Source organism: Microbacterium sp. zg.B48, from assembly GCF_024623505.1.
Lineage (GTDB): Bacteria > Actinomycetota > Actinomycetes > Actinomycetales > Microbacteriaceae > Microbacterium.
On record NZ_JANJFE010000018.1, the window covers coordinates 61884 to 78200 of the forward strand.

12 protein-coding genes are annotated in these 16317 nt (G+C 69.9%); 8 read left to right on the forward strand and 4 right to left on the reverse strand.

Annotated features, from left to right (window positions below):
* Nucleotides 1–36: 36 nt before the first annotated feature.
* Together rsgA and aroA are read right to left on the reverse strand one after the other, a co-directional pair.
* Nucleotides 37–1086 (reverse strand): ribosome small subunit-dependent GTPase A, encoded by a 1050-nt coding sequence (gene rsgA, locus NQ152_RS14225; protein WP_257524472.1) that lies wholly within the window; start codon nt 1084–1086, stop codon nt 37–39.
* Between the two features lie 11 nt (nt 1087–1097).
* Complete coding sequence (gene aroA / locus NQ152_RS14230; RefSeq protein ID WP_257524473.1) at nt 1098–2474, reverse strand: 3-phosphoshikimate 1-carboxyvinyltransferase; 1377 nt, start codon at nt 2472–2474, stop codon at nt 1098–1100.
* A 66-nt stretch (nt 2475–2540) separates the two neighbouring features.
* Between aroA and NQ152_RS14235 the strand changes: the two genes are divergently transcribed.
* The 3 genes from NQ152_RS14235 to NQ152_RS14245 are packed head-to-tail and all read left to right on the forward strand — an operon-like array spanning nt 2541 to nt 4824.
* Nucleotides 2541–3227, forward strand: coding sequence for a sigma-70 family RNA polymerase sigma factor (locus NQ152_RS14235; RefSeq protein ID WP_306815990.1), 687 nt, complete (start codon nt 2541–2543; stop codon nt 3225–3227).
* Entirely contained in the window at nt 3224–3466 is a 243-nt protein-coding gene (locus NQ152_RS14240; RefSeq protein WP_257502863.1) for a zf-HC2 domain-containing protein, read from the forward strand. Before NQ152_RS14235 ends, NQ152_RS14240 begins: the two co-directional genes overlap by 4 nt.
* A 53-nt stretch (nt 3467–3519) precedes the next feature.
* Complete coding sequence (locus NQ152_RS14245; protein WP_257524474.1) at nt 3520–4824, forward strand: GNAT family N-acetyltransferase; 1305 nt, start codon at nt 3520–3522, stop codon at nt 4822–4824.
* 88 nt (nt 4825–4912) lie between these two features.
* Here NQ152_RS14245 and NQ152_RS14250 read toward each other — a convergent pair whose 3' ends face one another.
* A complete protein-coding gene (locus tag NQ152_RS14250) occupies nt 4913–8650 on the reverse strand; it encodes a multifunctional oxoglutarate decarboxylase/oxoglutarate dehydrogenase thiamine pyrophosphate-binding subunit/dihydrolipoyllysine-residue succinyltransferase subunit (protein ID WP_257524475.1) in 3738 nt (1245 codons plus the stop codon).
* A 174-nt stretch (nt 8651–8824) separates the two neighbouring features.
* Here NQ152_RS14250 and NQ152_RS14255 point away from each other — a divergent pair, with 174 nt between their 5' ends.
* The 3 genes from NQ152_RS14255 to NQ152_RS14265 all read left to right on the forward strand — a co-directional run bounded on the left by NQ152_RS14255 (nt 8825) and on the right by NQ152_RS14265 (nt 12814).
* Nucleotides 8825–10282: a GuaB1 family IMP dehydrogenase-related protein gene (locus tag NQ152_RS14255; RefSeq protein ID WP_257524476.1), complete on the forward strand. Its 1458-nt coding sequence runs from the start codon at nt 8825–8827 to the stop codon at nt 10280–10282.
* Nucleotides 10283–10427: 145 nt separating this feature from the next.
* Complete coding sequence (locus tag NQ152_RS14260; protein ID WP_257502859.1) at nt 10428–11762, forward strand: hemolysin family protein; 1335 nt, start codon at nt 10428–10430, stop codon at nt 11760–11762.
* Nucleotides 11759–12814 carry a hemolysin family protein gene (locus tag NQ152_RS14265; RefSeq protein ID WP_257524477.1) on the forward strand — a complete coding sequence of 352 codons (1056 nt, stop codon included), beginning with the start codon at nt 11759–11761 and terminating at the stop codon, nt 12812–12814. Before NQ152_RS14260 ends, NQ152_RS14265 begins: the two co-directional genes overlap by 4 nt.
* 149 nt (nt 12815–12963) lie before the next feature.
* On the opposite strand, the gene NQ152_RS14270 is transcribed toward NQ152_RS14265, so the two are convergent.
* A complete protein-coding gene (locus NQ152_RS14270) occupies nt 12964–14031 on the reverse strand; it encodes an NADH:flavin oxidoreductase/NADH oxidase (protein WP_257524478.1) in 1068 nt (355 codons plus the stop codon).
* Nucleotides 14032–14152: 121 nt separating this feature from the next.
* Here NQ152_RS14270 and NQ152_RS14275 point away from each other — a divergent pair, with 121 nt between their 5' ends.
* On the forward strand, nt 14153–14986 hold the full coding sequence (locus NQ152_RS14275; protein ID WP_257524603.1) for an ADP/ATP-dependent (S)-NAD(P)H-hydrate dehydratase: 834 nt from the start codon (nt 14153–14155) through the stop codon (nt 14984–14986).
* A 102-nt stretch (nt 14987–15088) separates the two neighbouring features.
* A complete protein-coding gene (locus NQ152_RS14280) occupies nt 15089–16309 on the forward strand; it encodes a glycosyltransferase 87 family protein (RefSeq protein ID WP_257524479.1) in 1221 nt (406 codons plus the stop codon).
* Nucleotides 16310–16317: the final 8 nt, after the last annotated feature.

Below are 16317 nucleotides of genomic sequence, written 5' to 3' on the forward strand. Positions count from 1 at the left end.
AGAGTAGGGCGATCCACGTGCGTGGGGGATGCCGCGTCAGGGCTGATGGTGATGGCCGAACGTCAAGAGCAGTCGCTGCAGGGAGTCCAGCCGCGCCGGGCCGTTCGGCCCCAGGCGCCCCTCGGCGACCGCCTCCACGATGGCGCAGTCCGGGGCGTCCGGAAGGTGGGTGCAGCCGCGCGGACAGTCCTTCGCGACCTCGGCGAGCTCGGTGAACGCGCCGAGGATGTTCGCCGGATCGACGTGGCCGAGGCCGAACGAGCGCACGCCGGGTGTGTCGATCACCCATCCGTTGCCGCCGTCGCCCCGATAGCGCAGCGACACCGTGGAGGAGGAGGTGTGCCGCCCGCGCCCGGTCACCTCGTTGACGTGCCCTGTCGCGCGCATCGCACTCGGCACGAGGGCGTTCACGAGCGTGGACTTGCCGACGCCGGAGTGCCCGACGAAGACCGTGGAATGACCGATCAGCTCCGCGCCGATCCGCTCCAGCGGCATCTCCTCCTGCGCGCTGGTGAACACCTCCAGATCGAGCCCCTCGAAGTGCGAGAGGAACTCGGCAGGGTCGGCGAGGTCCGTCTTGGTCACCACGAGGAGGGGGCGCACCCCGGCATCCAGCGCCGCGACCAGATAGCGATCGACGAGGCGTTCACGCGGTTCCGGGTCGGCGGCGGCGACCACGATGAGCATCTGATCCGCGTTGGCCACGATGATCCGCTCGACCTGGTCGGTGTCGTCGGCGGATCGGCGCAGCAGGGACGTGCGCTCCTCGATGCCGACGATGCGCCCGAGGGTCCCCTCGTCGCCGGAGATGTCACCGACGACGCGCGCGCGATCGCCGGTGACGATCTGCATCCTGCGCAGCTCCCGTGCACGTGTGGCCGAGACGCGGCGCTCGTCTGGCGCATCCTCGTCCACCAGGACCGTGTACCGGCCACGATCGACGCCGAGCACACGGGCGATCACGGCATCCGCATGCGCGGGTCTGCGCTTGGTGCGCGGACGATTCGCCTTCGGATTGGGCCGCGCACGCAGCGTCGTCTCATCGAACTCGGGTTCGTCGTCCTCATCGTCCTCGAGCCAGCTCACCGGGCGCGACCTCAGGAGACCAGATCGTGCAGGGGCTGCGGTCGGGCGTCGTCATCCGGCGAGCCGTCCAGCATCGCCTGCCACAGCTCCGGGAACTCGGGAAGGGTCTTGGCCGTGGTGCCGATGTCGTCGATCTCGACGTCCGGCACGGCCAGCCCGATGAGGGCCCCGGTGGTCGCCAGCCGGTGGTCGTGGTGTGCACGCCAGGTGCCGCCGTGCAGAGGGCGGGGGACGATGCGGATGCCGTCGGGCAGCTCGTGCGCCTCGCCTCCGCGGGCGCGCAGCTCGCTCACGAGCGCTGCGATGCGGTCGGTCTCGTGCCCGCGGATGTGGCCGATCCCGTAGAACGTGCTCGGAGCATCGGCGAACGCGGCGAGCGCGACGAGGGTGGGCGTGAGTTCGCCGGCGGCGGACAGGTCCAGGTCCACACCGGCGATGCCGCTGCCCGCGGTCACCGTGAGCGACCCACCGCGGCGGACCGCACGCGCACCCATCAGCGAGAGGATCTCGGTCAGCATCGCACCGGGCTGCGTCGAATGCGCCGGCCAGCCGGTCACCGATATCGAGCCGCCCGCGATCATCGCCGCGGCCAGGAACGGCGCGGCGTTGGAGAGGTCGGGTTCGATCGCGACGTCCTTCGCCCGAACGGGACCAGCCGGCACGACCCACTCGCCCGGGGCGGGGCGCTCGACGTGGACGCCACGGTGGGCCAGGGATTCGATCGTCATGTCGATGTGCGGCATGCTCGGCAGGCGCTCGCCGCGATGGATGAGGTGCAGTCCGACATCGAAGCGGGGAGCAGCCAGCAGCAGACCGGACACGAACTGGCTGGAGGCGCTCGCGTCGACGACGACCTCTCCGCCGCGGACGTGCCCATGGCCGCGCACGATGAACGGCAGGGACCAGTGCCCGCCGTCATCGATGTCCACACCGACATCGCGCAGCGCCTTGATCATCGTTCCCATCGGGCGGTGCAGGGCGCTCTCGTGGGCGGTCAGCGTTACGTCCCCCCGCGCGAAGCCGGCCAGCCCTGCGACGAAGCGCATCACGGTCCCGGCCTGCCCGCAGTCGACCTCAGTGGCTCCCTGCAGCGGCCAGAGGGGGGTGATGACGAGGTCGTCGCCGTACTTGCCGGCGCCCGGGGTTCGCTCGGTCCCGATGCCGAGCGCGCGCAGAGCCGTGATCATCCGGGCCGAGTCGTCGGAGTGCAGGGGCGAGGTCAGGCGGCTCGGGCCGTCGGCCAGCGCCGCGAGGATCAGCTCACGGTTGGTGAGCGACTTCGATCCCGGCACTGTGACGGTCGCCCGCAACGGGCCGTCGGCGGTCGGTGCGGCCCATCGGCCACGCGCCGATGGTTTCGGGGGTTGGGAATACCGGTCACCAGTCATCGGGTTCTACCCTACTGAACCGTTGCGAACAACAAGCCGCGACGTAACCAGCAGAAAGTGGGCCGTATGATCGCCCTGCTCGATCGGCCGGTCGCCGACGACGTTTCCGCGCTCGCCCTGGCCTGGGACCCCGCCGCCGTAGACTTGCGCGTGATGAATGACGAGGCAGAGGACGCCACCGACGCGCGCACCCAGTTCGAGGTGCAGGCGCTTCCTTTCATGGATCAGCTCTACGCGGCGGCGATGCGGATGACCCGCAACCCCGCAGACGCGGCCGACCTCGTGCAGGAGACGTTCGTGAAGGCGTTCGGATCCTGGGCGACGTTCACCCAGGGCACCAACCTGAAGGCGTGGCTGTACCGCATCCTCACCAACACCTACATCAACATCTATCGCAAACGGCAGCGCGAGCCCTACCAGGGCACGATCGACGAGCTCGAGGACTGGCAGCTGGGCGGGGCGGAATCGACCACCGCGACCAGCAGCAGGTCGGCCGAGGCTGAGGCGATAGACCGGATGCCGGCATCCGTGGTGAAGGATGCGCTGCAGGCGATCCCCGAGGACTTCCGGTTGGCGGTGTACCTTGCGGATGTCGAGGGCTTCGCATACCAGGAGATCGCCGACATCATGAAGACACCCATCGGCACGGTCATGAGCCGCCTGCATCGTGGCAGGCGGATGCTTCGTGAACTGCTGGCGGACTATGCGGCCGAGCGCGGGATCAGCGCAGCCGCGACAGGGAGCAGGAAATGACCGACTGCGGCTGTGAGAAGGCCCGACGCGACCTGGAGGAGTACCTCCGGCACGAGGTGTGCAAGACATCGCAGAGCGACATCGCCCAGCATCTGGAGAACTGCCCCAGCTGCCGGGACGAGGCGCTCGTATCCCGCACCCTGACCGAAGTGGTCGCCCGTGCGTGCAAGGAGACCGCTCCTGAGGAGCTGCGCGATCAGGTGCTCAGCCGCTTGCGCGCGGCGCAGGCCACCCACTGAGGCAGGCGGCACCCGCTACCTCGCCGTGTCCGGCGGCTGGGTAATCTGGGCTCATGGTTGCCCGCGACTGGAAGAACGCCCCTGCCGACCCCGCAGCAGTCGCCGCCGTCGCGGCGACAGGTCTCGAATACCGCGTGATCGACACCGCCGATGCAGCGGTGTTCGACCCGTATCTGCAGGCCGAGACGCGAGGATTCCTCTCCGGTGAGCAGAGCGAGGAGCAGCTGGGCGGATCCCGCGAGGGTCTGGCCTTCCGCCGTTTCACGGGTGTCTACGATCCGGCTGCGCTCGACACGTCCCAGCCGGTCGGGACCGTCAATTCCTGGGTCACCGAGATGAGCATGCCCGGCCGTCGCGGCATCCCGATGTGGGCGATCAGCGGCGTCACCGTCGCCCCCACGCACCGCCGCAAGGGCATCGCACGCGCCATGCTGGAGGGCGAGCTGCGAACCGCCGCCGACCTCGGGCTGCCCCTCGCCGGGCTCACTGTGTCCGAGGCGACCATCTACGGGCGCTTCGGCTTCTCACCCGCGACCTTCGCCACCGACTGGTCGATCGAGACGAAGCGGGCGATCTGGGCAGGTCCGCGACCGGAGGGTCGCTTGGACTTCGTGGACCGGGAGCGCCTGCGTGACATGCTCGGCGAGGTCCACGACCGGGTACGCCCGGCCCGTCCCGGTGAGATCGAGGGATGGCCGGGGCTGTGGCGTCGCATGTCGGGGACGGCGCCGGGACAGGAGAACGCCCACAAGGTGCGCGGTGTGCGGTATGCCGATGCCACCGGCGCCACCCGGGGGGTCGCGGTCTACCGCCTCTCGGACGAGGGAGCGGACTTCACCAAGCACGAGCTCGAACTGCACCAGCTGGTCGGTGAGACCCCGGACGCGTACGCGGCGCTGTGGCGGTTCATCCTGGAGCATGACCTGGTATCGGTCGTGAAGGCCTCGCTGCTGTCGGTGGACGAGCCGCTGAGGTGGATGATCGCCGACCAGCGCGGCGCGAAAGTCGAAACGTCCGAGCACGGGTGGCTGCGCATCCTCGACGTGCCGGCCGTCCTGACCGCCCGGACCTACGCCGCCCCCGGCTCCTTCGTGCTGCGCGTCACGGATCCGCTCGGATTCGCGGACGGCAGCTGGCGGCTCGAGATCGACGACACGGGGAACGCGACCGTCGTCGCGGCCGATGCGTCGCCGGACCTCACGCTGTCGGTCAACTCGCTCTCGTCGCTCCTGCTGGGCGGCGTGCGGGCTGCCACGCTTGCCGCGGCCGGACTGGTGGACGCGCGGCCGGCGGCGCTCGCCGCGTTCGAGGCGGCCTTCACCGCCCCGGCATCGCCGTACTTGAGCCTCTGGTACTGACCCTGCGTCCGGGGGCGCATCGGCCCGGACGACGAAAAGCGGATGCCGCGGGAACTGCTCCCCGCGGCATCCGCTCGTCGACGCACGCTCAGACGGTGAGAGCCCGCTTCAGGATCTCCGCCTGCTCGCGGGCGTGCACCTTCGGCGACCCGGTCGCCGTCGATGCCGCCGATGCCCGTGAGATGCGCGCGATCGTGCGCCCGTGCAGGTGCTTGACGACCTCGAGGGCGATGAACGGCCACGCGCCCTGGTTCTCCGGCTCGTCCTGCACCCAGAACAGCTCCGCGTCGGGGTAGCTGTCCAGAACCGCGTTGAGCTCTTCGATCGGGGCGGGGTAGTACTGCTCCAGGCGCACCAGGGCGACCTGCGGGTTGGGGTTCTTCTCCAGCTCGGCCTTGAGGTCCCAGTGGATCTTGCCGGCGTGCAGCAGCACGCGCTTGACGGCCTTGCGGTCCAGATCGCGCGAGTCATCCAGCACCGGTTCGAACTTTCCGGTGAGGAAGTCATCCACGCTGCTGGTCGCACCGCGCAGGCGCAGCATCGCCTTCGGGGTGAACACGATCAGCGGACGCCGCGGACGGGCGTACGCCTGCCGGCGCAGCAGGTGGAAATACGATGCCGGCGTCGACGGGCGCGCGACGATCATGTTGTCCTGCGCGCACATCTGCAGGTAGCGCTCGATGCGCGCCGACGAGTGGTCGGGCCCCTGCCCCTCGTAGCCGTGGGGGAGCAGCAGCACGACGCTCGACTGCTGGCCCCACTTCTGGTCTGCGGACGAGATGAACTCGTCGATCACGGACTGGGCGCCGTTGGCGAAGTCGCCGAACTGCGCCTCCCAGAGCACCAGCGCATCTGCGCGCTCCACCGAATAGCCGTATTCGAACGCCATCGCCGCGTACTCGCTGAGCAGCGAGTCATACACCCAGAAGCGGCCCTGGTTGTCGCTCAGATTGGCCAGCGGGATCCACTCCTGGCCGTTGGCGCGATCGTGCAGCACCGAGTGGCGCTGCACGAACGTGCCGCGGCGCGAGTCCTGACCGGCCAGGCGCACCGAGGTGCCCTCGAGCAGCAGCGAGCCGAACGCCAGCAGCTCGGAGAAGCCCCAGTCGATCGAGCCGTTGCGGCTCATGTCCAGGCGCTTCTCCAGCAGTTGCTGCAGCTTCGTGTGCACGGTGAAGCCGTCGGGCTTGTTCACGAACGCATCGCCGATCATCTGAACGACCTCGCGGGACACGCCCGTCGTCTCCGGAGCCCCGACGGCGGGTTCGAGGATCGCCTCCGTGACGATCGGCGAGGTGCCCGTCTCAGCCGCGTGCGTCTCGGCGAATGCGACCTCCAGACCGTCCTGGAAGTCGCGCTTGGCCTGCTCGTACTCCTCTTCGGTGATGTCGCCGCGGCCGACCAGGGCTTCGACGTACAGGCGGCGGACCGAGCGCTTCGCCTCGATGAGGTTGGTCATCAGCGGCTGCGTCATCGAGGGGTCGTCTCCCTCGTTGTGACCGCGGCGGCGGTAGCAGACGAGGTCTATCACGACGTCGCGGTGCCAGCGCTGACGGTACGCGAAGGCGAGCTGCGACACGCGGACCACGGCTTCGGGGTCGTCGCCGTTCACGTGGAAGATCGGGGCCTGGATGGTCTTGGCCACGTCCGTGGCGTACACGGAGGTGCGGGCGTCCTGCGGCACGGTCGTGAACCCGACCTGGTTGTTGACCACGACGTGGATGGTGCCGCCGGTGCGGAACCCGCGCAGCTGCGACATCTGCAGCGTCTCGACGACCACGCCCTGGCCGGCGAAGGCCGCGTCCCCGTGGACGAGGATCGGAAGCCAGGAGAACGAGCCGATCGGCTTGCGATCCTGCTTGGCCCGCACGATGCCCTCGAGCACGCCGTCGACGGTCTCCAGGTGGGACGGGTTGGCCGCGAGGTAGACCGGCAGCTCTTCGCCGCGGTCATCCACGAACGTGCCCTCGGTGCCGAGGTGGTACTTCACGTCGCCGGAGCCGCTCTTGCTGCCGACGGCGACCGAACCCTCGAACTCGCGGAACACCTGGCCGTACGTCTTGCCGGCGATGTTGGTGAGCACGTTCAGCCGCCCGCGGTGGGCCATGCCGATCGCGGTGCCGTCCAGCCCGGCATCCGCCGCGCCCTGCAGGATCTCATCCAGCAGCGGGATGAGGGACTCGCCGCCCTCGAGGCTGAAGCGCTTCTGGCCGACGTACTTCGTCTGCAGGAACGTCTCGAATGCCTCGGCCTGGTTCAGCTTGCTCAGGATGCGCAGCTGCTCGTCGTGACCGGGCTTCTGGTACTTCAGCTCGACGTTCTCCTGGAACCAGCGGCGCTGCTCCGGGTCCTGGATGTGCATGTACTCGATGCCGATGGTGCGGCAGTACGAGTCGCGCAGCACACCGAGGATGTCGCGCAGCTTCATCTGACGCTTGCCGCCGAATCCGCCGGTGACGAAGTAGCGGTCCAGGTCCCAGAAGGTCAGACCGTGCTGCTCGATCTCCAGGTCGGGGTGCGTGCGCTGCACGTACTCGAGCGGGTCGATGTCCGCCATCAGGTGGCCGCGGACGCGGAAGGAATTGATCAGCTCCTGCACCCGGGCGGTCTTGTCGACCCGCTCGGCCACATCCACGTTGATGTCCGCCGCCCACCGGATGGGAGCGTACGGGATGCGCAGCGCGGCGAAGATGTCCTCGTAGAAGTCGCGCTGCCCGATGAGCAGCTCGTGCACCTTCTTGAGGAACTCACCCGACCCTGCGCCCTGGATGACGCGGTGGTCGTACGTGCTGGTGAGGGTGATCGTCTTGCCGATCGCCAGCTCGTTCAGAGTCTTGTCGCTGGAACCCTGGAACTCGGCCGGGTACTCCAGCGCGCCGGCGCCGATGATGGCGCCCTGCCCCTTCATCAGGCGCGGCACGGAGTGGACCGTGCCGATCCCGCCCGGGTTGGTCAGCGAAATGGTGGTGCCCTGGAAATCGGCGGCGGTCAGCTTGTTGCCGCGCGCGCGGGTGATCAGGTCCTCGTACGAGACGAGATACTCGCTGAAGGTGAGCGTGTCGGCGCGCTTGATGCTCGGCACCAGCAGCGCGCGCGTGCCATCCGGCTTGGGCAGATCGATGGCGATGCCGAGGTTGATGTGGGCGGGGGCGACCACGGACGGTTTGCCGTCGATCTCCGCGTAGAAGACGTTCTGGCTCGGGAACTCCTTCAGCGCCCGGATCAGCGCCCAGCCGATGAGGTGCGTGAAGCTGATCTTGCCGCCGCGCGTGCGGGACATGTGGTTGTTGATGACGATGCGGTTGTCGATCATCAGCTTCGCCGGGATGGTGCGGACGCTGGTCGCGGTCGGGACGGTCAGAGACTCGTCCATGTTCACGGCGAGGGTCTTGGTCATGCCCTTGAGCACGGTGACCTTGTCGGCTTCGGGGTTCTCCGTCGTGGCGGACGGGGCGACCGCGGGCGCCTGCGCCGGGATCGGCTGCGGCGCCGCCGGCCGTGCAGTGGTGCGGGCCACCGGCTGTGCACCCAGCACGGGAATCGGAGCGGTCACCGGGTGCGGGTCCTCGGCCGGGGCGGACGGTGCTGCGGAAGGCTGCGTCGGCGCAGCGGGCGCACCGTCACCGGTCGTCCCCGGAGCGGTGGTCCCAGGCCCGTCCGTCGCCGTCGTGTCCACGGGGTGATAGGCCTCGAGGATCGGCCACCACGCCTTGTCCACTGAGTTCTTATCCACCTTGAACTGCTCGTAGAGTTCGTCGACGAGCCATTCGTTGGCTCCGAACTCTCCCTCGCTCGACACTCCGACGCCCGTGATCTGGCTCGACACGCTCGATCGCCCGCTTTCATGAGACTTTTGAGAGCGTGCGGGGCGCTTGAATTGCCCACACGCACGACTGTTAAGCCTAACTCAGTCTGGTGTGGCCGTCCCCGGAGGGGAAGGGGGCAGGGGAACACGATTGCTCATCCTTATCCGCACAGCAAGAGTCACTACCCTTTCGGTATGGAGTTCTACGGTGAACAGCCCGAAGTGGACCTGACCTATTCGGACGTGTTCCTGGTGCCACGCCACTCGTCCATCACGAGCAGGCTGGATGTGGATCTCTCCCCCGGAGACGGAACGACCGCGACGATTCCGCTCGTCTCGGCGAACATGAACTCGGTCACGGGGGCACGACTGGCCGCGACGCTGGCCCGCCGCGGCGGGTTGGGCGTGCTGCCTCAGGACATGCCCCTGCAGGAGCTGGATGCCGCGATCCGCTGGGTCAAGGGTCAGCCGGTCCGCTGGGACACCCCGCTCGTGCTGCCACCCGACGCGACCGTCGCCGACGCGCTCCGGCTCCTGCCCGCGACCGAGGGCCACGGCATCGTCGTGGCGGAGGCTTCGGCCGGGCCGGTGAACATCGACGCCGTCCTCGGCGTCGTGCCGGCAACACGCCTGGGCACAGCCCTGTCCGATGCGCGCCTGGGTGACCTGGCGCGCAGTCGGACGGCATCCATCGACGCGGACGATGTGGAAAGCGACCGCCACGCCTTCGACCTTCTCGTCGCCGCCGACGCCGAGACGGTCTGCGTCCTGCATCACGGCTTCGTGGTCGGCACCCTCTCCCGACGCAGCGCGCTGCGCTCCACCCTGTACCGCGCCGCGGTGGACTCCGCCGGACGCCTCAGCGTCGCGGCAGCGGTCGGGATCAACGGCGACGTGGCCGCGAAGGCGAAAGCGCTCGCCGCCGCAGGAGTCGACGTGCTGGTCGTGGACACCGCCCACGGCCACCAGGAGGGGATGCTGGAGGCGCTGCGCACCGTCGCCGGCCTGGATCTGGGCATCCCGATCGCGGCCGGCAACGTCGTCACGGCCGAGGGGGTGACCGATCTGGTCCGATCCGGGGCGGACATCCTCAAGGTCGGCGTCGGTCCCGGCGCCATGTGCACCACCCGCATGATGACGGCCGTGGGTCGTCCGCAGTTCTCCGCCGTGCTGGAGACCGCGGAGGCGGCCCGGATGCTGGGTGCGTCGGTATGGGCGGACGGAGGCGTGCGCTACCCGCGCGACGTCGCCCTGGCGCTGGCTGCGGGGGCGGCATCCGTCATGATCGGCTCATGGTTCGCCGGCACGATCGAGTCGCCCGGCGAACTGCAGGTCGATGAGGCCGGACGCGCCTACAAGGAGTCGTGGGGGATGGCCTCGACCAAGGCCGTGCACGCCCGGTTCGGCCGGATGGATCCGTACGACCTGGCGCGCAAGGAGCTGTTCGCCGAGGGCATCTCCTCCTCGAAGATCTACCTGGACCCGCTTCGTCCCGGCTTGGAGGACCTGATCGACATGATCACCTCGGGCGTGCGCTCGTCGTTCACCTACGCCGGTGCCGCGTCGGTGGCCGAGTTCCACGAGCGTGCACGTGTCGGGCTGCAGTCCGCCGCCGGCTACGAAGAGGGCAAGGCACTGCCGGTCAGCTGGTGACTGCGGCCTCGGACAAGCCGGCGGCGGCGCTCACGTGGACGTGATCCGCACGACTGCTCTGCCGTAGACTGACCGGCACGATGGACGACCCCCCCAGTAGACGCTCGCCCCACTGCCAGCCTTCCTCTCCGGGGGGTGATGCGTGATGGAGTACGTCATGCTGGGCGTGGGGCTCCTGCTCACGGTCGGGACCGGCCTGTTCGTCGCAAGCGAGTTCGCGCTCGTCAATCTGGATCGTGCGGATCTCGAGGCACGCCGCGACGCCGGCGAGACCCGCCTGGCGCTGACCATCAGCGCGCTGCGGATCACCTCCACGCACCTCTCCAGCGCGCAGCTGGGCATCACGCTGACCACGCTGCTGACCGGCTACGCGATGGAGCCGGCGATCTCCAGCCTGCTCAGGCCGGTGTTCGCGGCATGGGGATGGCCCGAGGGTGTGGCAGCGCCGCTGGCCGTGTTCGTGGGGATCACGATCGCGACGATCCTGTCGATGATCCTGGGCGAGCTGATCCCGAAGAACTTCGCGCTGGCCGTTCCGCGCCAGACGGCCAAGCTCGTGATGCCGTTCCAGGTCGGCTTCACGATGGTGTTCCGTCCGGCGATCGCGTTGCTCAACGGCAGCGCCAACGGCGTGCTGCGCCTCATCGGCGTCGAACCGAAAGAAGAGCTCTCCGGCGCCCGCACGGCTGAGGAGCTCTCCAGCCTGGTGCGCCGTTCGGCGCTTGCGGGCGTCCTCGAGGAGGACACCGCATCCCTTCTGGATCGCAGCCTCAGGTTCGCCCGGCTCACGGCCGCGGACGTGATGACCCCGCGGCCGAGCATCCACGCGCTGTCCGCGGAGGACTCGGCGGAGGATGTCATCCAGCTCGCCCGCCGCACCGGACACAGCCGCTTCCCGGTGTACGAGGAGTCGATGGACGACATCGTCGGCATCGTTCACCTGAAGGCCGCGGTCGGCGTTCCCCGCGACCGCCGCCGCGACGTTCCGGCAGCGGCGCTGGCGACCGAGCCGCTGCGCGTGCCGGAGGCCGTGCACCTGGACACCCTGGTGTCCGAGCTGCGGGCGCGGGGCTATCAGATGGCGATCGTGGTGGACGAGTACGGCGGCACCGCCGGGGTGGTCACCCTCGAAGATCTCGTCGAGGAGATCGTGGGCGAGGTGCTCGACGAGCACGACCGTCGCCGCGCCGGCATCATCCGCGGCGAGGGATCCCTCAGCTTCCCGGGCGATCTGCGCCCCGATGAGGTGCGCGATCGCACCGGCATCCGCATTCCGGAAGGCGATGTGTACGACACCGTGGGCGGGTACATCATGAGCGTCCTGGAGCGCATCCCTGTGGTGGGCGACAAGATCCAGATCGATGACGGCACGCTGGATGTGCAGCGGATGGACGGCCGCCGGGTCGACCGGGTCCGCTTCACCCACACTCCGGCCGCCGAACCGGCGCAGGATGCCGCGGGGCGGGGTGAGCGCTCATGAACGACTGGGCCGGAATCGCGTGGCTGTTCGTGCTGCTGGCGTTCAACGCCTTCTTCGTCGGAGCCGAGTTCGCCGTCATCTCGGCGCGCCGATCGCAGATCGAGCCGCTCGCCGAGAAGGGCTCCCGCTCGGCGAAGACCGCGCTGTACGCGATGGAGCATGCGACGCTCATGCTGGCGACCAGCCAGCTGGGCATCACGATCTGCTCGCTGCTGATCCTGAACGTCTCCGAACCGGCGATCCACCACCTCCTGGCCGAGCCGCTGGGGCTGACCGGCCTGGGCGAGGCGATGGTGGACACGATCGCGTTCCTCATCGCGCTGCTGCTGGTGTCCTACTTGCACGTCGTGTTCGGCGAGATGGTGCCCAAGAACCTCGCGTTCTCGGTGCCCGATCGGGCCGTGCTCATGCTGGCGACGCCGCTGGTGTGGGTCTCGCGCGTCTTCCACCCCGTCATCGTGGCGCTGAACTGGATCGCGAACCACGCCGTGCGCCTGTTCGGGGTCGAGCCTCGCAATGAGGCGGCCTCGACGTTCACGCTGGACGAAGTGACCACGATCGTGAACCAGTCCCGGATCGAGGGGGTGCTGGACGACGCGGCCGGTACCGTCTCGGCGGCGCTGGAGTTCACCGACAAGAGGGCCAAGGAGATCGCGGTCCCGCTCACACAGCTGGTGACCCTGCCCGTGTCGGTGACGCCCGACGAGATCGAGCGATCCGTCGCCAAGCACGGATTCTCGCGGTACGTGATCGTGGACGCCGCCGGCATCCCGATCGGGTACGTGCACCTGAAGGACATCCTGCGCGCCGCCGAAGGCCCGGATGCGGCGGCCGACATCGCCCAGCCGATCCCGAGAAGGCGCATCCACCAGATGGTGCCCGTGCTGGAGACGACCGACCTCGAGGACGCGCTCGCGCTCATGCGTCGCGCCGGGCGCCACCTCGCACAGGTGCGCAACGCGGCGGGCGAGACGACGGCGGTGCTGTTCCTGGAGGACATCATCGAGGAGCTCATCGGAGAAGTGCAGGACGCGACCCGACGCCGTCGCTGACTCCGCCGTGCGCACGGCTTTCCGCCGAGCGCACGGCTTCTCGCCGCCGCCAGGTCGTGCGTTCGGCGCCAGGTCGTGCGCTCGGCGCCGGGTCGCGCGCTCGGCGCCGGGTCGTGGGCTCGCGGAGGAGCCTCGACGTCTGGGACGGGTCAGGCCGCGCGGGCGCGCAGGTACTGCTTCGGCCAGTAGTCGATCTCGACACCGAGCTCGCTCGCGGCCCGCAGCGCGAAGTGCGGATCGCGCAGCCACTCGCGCCCCGCCATGACCGCATCGGCATCGCCGGCGGTGAGCACGTCCTCCGCCTGCGCGGCGTCGGTGATCAGGCCCACCGCGCTGACCGGGACCCCGGCGCCGCGGCGGACGTGCGCGGCGAAGCCGACCTGATACCCCGGCGCGGTGAGGACCTTCTGATGCGCGACCAGTCCGCCGCTGGAGATGTCGAAGAAGTCCGCCCCGCGCTCGGCAGCCCACGCCGCGACCGTGGTGGTCTCCGCGACGTCCCAGCCGCCCTCCGCCCAGTCCGACGCCGAGAAGCGGACGAAGATGGGCGCGTCGGGCGCGGCATCCCGCACCCTCTCGACGATGCGAAGCAGCAGCCGGGCGCGGTCCGGCAGCGGACCGCCGTACTCGTCCGCGCGGAGGTTGGACAGCGGCGAGAGGAACTGGTGCAGCAGGTAGCCGTGGGCGGCATGGATCTCCAGGACCTGGAACCCGGCCTGCACGGCGCGTCGCGCGGCCGCCGCGAAGTCCTCGACGACGGCGTCGATCGCGGCGGTGTCCATGGCGTGCGGGGCGGCGAACCCGTCGAACGCGATCGCCGAGGGCGCCACGGTCGGCCAGCCGCCGGCATCGTGCGGCACCGAGCCGCGGTGGCCCGACAGCGGGGACCAGGTCGAGGCCTTCCGCCCGGCGTGGGCGAGCTGCACCCCGGCGAGGGCTCCGCGGGCCCGGATCGCGGAGACGATCGGAGCCCACGCGTCGCGCTGCGCGTCGTTCCACAGCCCGGTGTCATCGGGCGAGATGCGTCCCTCGGCCGAGACAGCGGTGGCCTCGGCCATGACGATGCCGGCCCCGCCGGAGGCGAACTGGGCCAGATGGGTGTGATGCCACTCCTGCGGTACTCCCGCGACGGCGCTGTACTGGCACATCGGCGCGACCCACAGGCGGTTGCGGGCGGTGAGACCGCGCAGGGGCAGGGGGGAGAAGAGCAGGCTCATCGAGGAACTCCAACGCGGGTAGGGTGTGGGCATGTCCGGTGCCGACGTGTTTCGTTCCGGCACGGCAGGTGCCGACGTGTCTCGTTCGGCGACGTCCGGATCCGGGGCGTCCCACTCGAGCATGGTCCATCCGTGGACGGTGCAGGACACCGCCGTCGTGCTACGGAGACCAACCGTTGACGATGACAAGTATTCCCGCGGCGTCCTGGGCGTGCGCACCGGATCCGACGCCTATCCCGGCGCGGCCGTGCTCGGTGTCGAGGCCGCGTGGCGCACCGGCCTGGGCATGGTGCGCTACCTCGGGCCGGCCGTGCCCACCTCGCTCGTGCTGCAGCGGCGTCCCGAGACCGTCACCGCCGACGGACGCGTCCAGGCATGGCTGATCGGATCCGGTACGGATGCGGCGGTCAGATCGGATGCCGAGACGGAGGCGCTGCGCGGCATCCTCTCCTCGTCGCTGCCCGTGATCGCCGACGCCGGTGCCCTGGATCTGGTGCCCGGCGCGACGGGTCCGCTGATCGTGACCCCGCACGCCCGGGAGCACGCGCGTCTGCGCGCGGCGCTGCGCCTGTCCGAGGTCGCTCCGGCGGATGAGGGCGCACGCGCCGCGGCCGCCGCGGAGACGGCCGGGGCGCTGGGGGCCACGGTGGTCCTGAAGGGTGCGGTCACGATCGTGGCCGCACCGGGCGGGTCTGTCACAGCAGTCTCGGCCGGCACGCCGTGGCTTTCCACCGCGGGTACCGGCGACGTCCTGGCCGGCGCCATCGGCGCGCTCGTGGCGGGCGCGCGATCCGCCGATGATCTCAGCGCACTCGCGGCCGCCGCAGTGTGGCTGCACGGCCGCGCGGCGACCTTGGCCGCCGACGATCTGGGCCCGCTGGGCGGGCCGGTCACCGCGATGGATGTCGCGGCGGCTCTGCCGCGCGCGGTGGCGGAGGCGCTGTCGGCACCCTGAGCGCCGACGTGCGGAACCGGCCGAGCCGGAACCGGCCGAGCCGGAACCGGCCGAGCCGGAACCGGCCGGGGAGTGCTGCGCACGGCCGCCTAGAATCGACAGGTGTCGAGACGCGCGGTGCTGTGGATCGGGTTCGCGATCGTCCATCTCGTCGTCGGCGTCCTCGGCTTCGTCCTCCCCGGCCAGGCGATGGGCGATGTGACCAACGTGTACGGCCCGTGGTCCGCTGCCGCGATGGAGGGCCGGGGGATCGTCGGGATCACCGAGGCCTGGGTCTACCCGCAGCTCGCGCTGGTGCCGATGTTCCTCGCGCAGGGATTCACGTGGGTCGCGGGCTACGAGGTCGCGTGGGCGATCCTGGTCACGATCTGCGACGCGCTGGCCTTCGCTCTGCTGGTGGGCAACGGCCGCGCCCGCGGAAGGATCGCGGGGGCATGGTTCTGGCTGGCGTTCATCCTGCTCCTCGGCCCCGTCGGCATGTACCGGCTCGAGGGGGTGACTGTCGCACTGTCCGTGACGGGCTGCCTCTGGCTGATCCGGCGTCCCTGGCTCGCGTCGATCCTGCTGGCGGTCGCGACGTGGATCAAGGTCTGGCCGGCTGCGCTGCTGGTCGCGGCGCTGATCGCCGTCCGGCAGCGCCTCGCCGTCATCGGCGGGGCGCTGATCGTGTCCGCCGCCACCCTGATCGCCGTGGTCGCGTCCGGAGGCGGACGCTACGTGTTCGGCTTCATCACCGGCCAGACCGACCGCGGACTGCAGCTCGAGGCGCCGGTCAGCGCCTACTACCTGTGGCGCGCGGTGCTGGGCATCCCTGGCTCGTTCATCTACTACGACCGCGACCTGCTCACCTTCCAGGTGGCCGGTCCGCACGTCGAGGCGGTGATCGCCGTGATGACGCCGCTGCTGATGATCGCCGTGCTCGGCGTGGCGGCGCTGGGCGCGTACAAGGCCTGGCGCGGCGCATCCTTCCTCAGACTGTTCCCGCCCCTGGCGCTGTCCCTCGTCCTGGCGTTCGTCGTGTTCAACAAGGTCGGATCGCCGCAGTACATCGCGTGGATCATCGCGCCGCTGGTGATCGGCCTGGTCGTGGACCGCGGTCGCTGGTGGGCCCCCGCCTGGCTCGGCCTGGGCATCGCCTTGCTGACCCAGCTGGTCTATCCGGTGATGTACTGGGCTCTGCTGAACGCCGGCGCGATCCCGACCGCGGTCCTGACCCTTCGCAACGCGCTCCTGGTCGTGCTCCTGGTGTGGATGACCGTCCGCCTCGCGCGCGTTCCCGAGCGCGCCCGCGCTCGTCTGCCCCTCGCCGTCCCGCTCGCCTGATCCGGAGG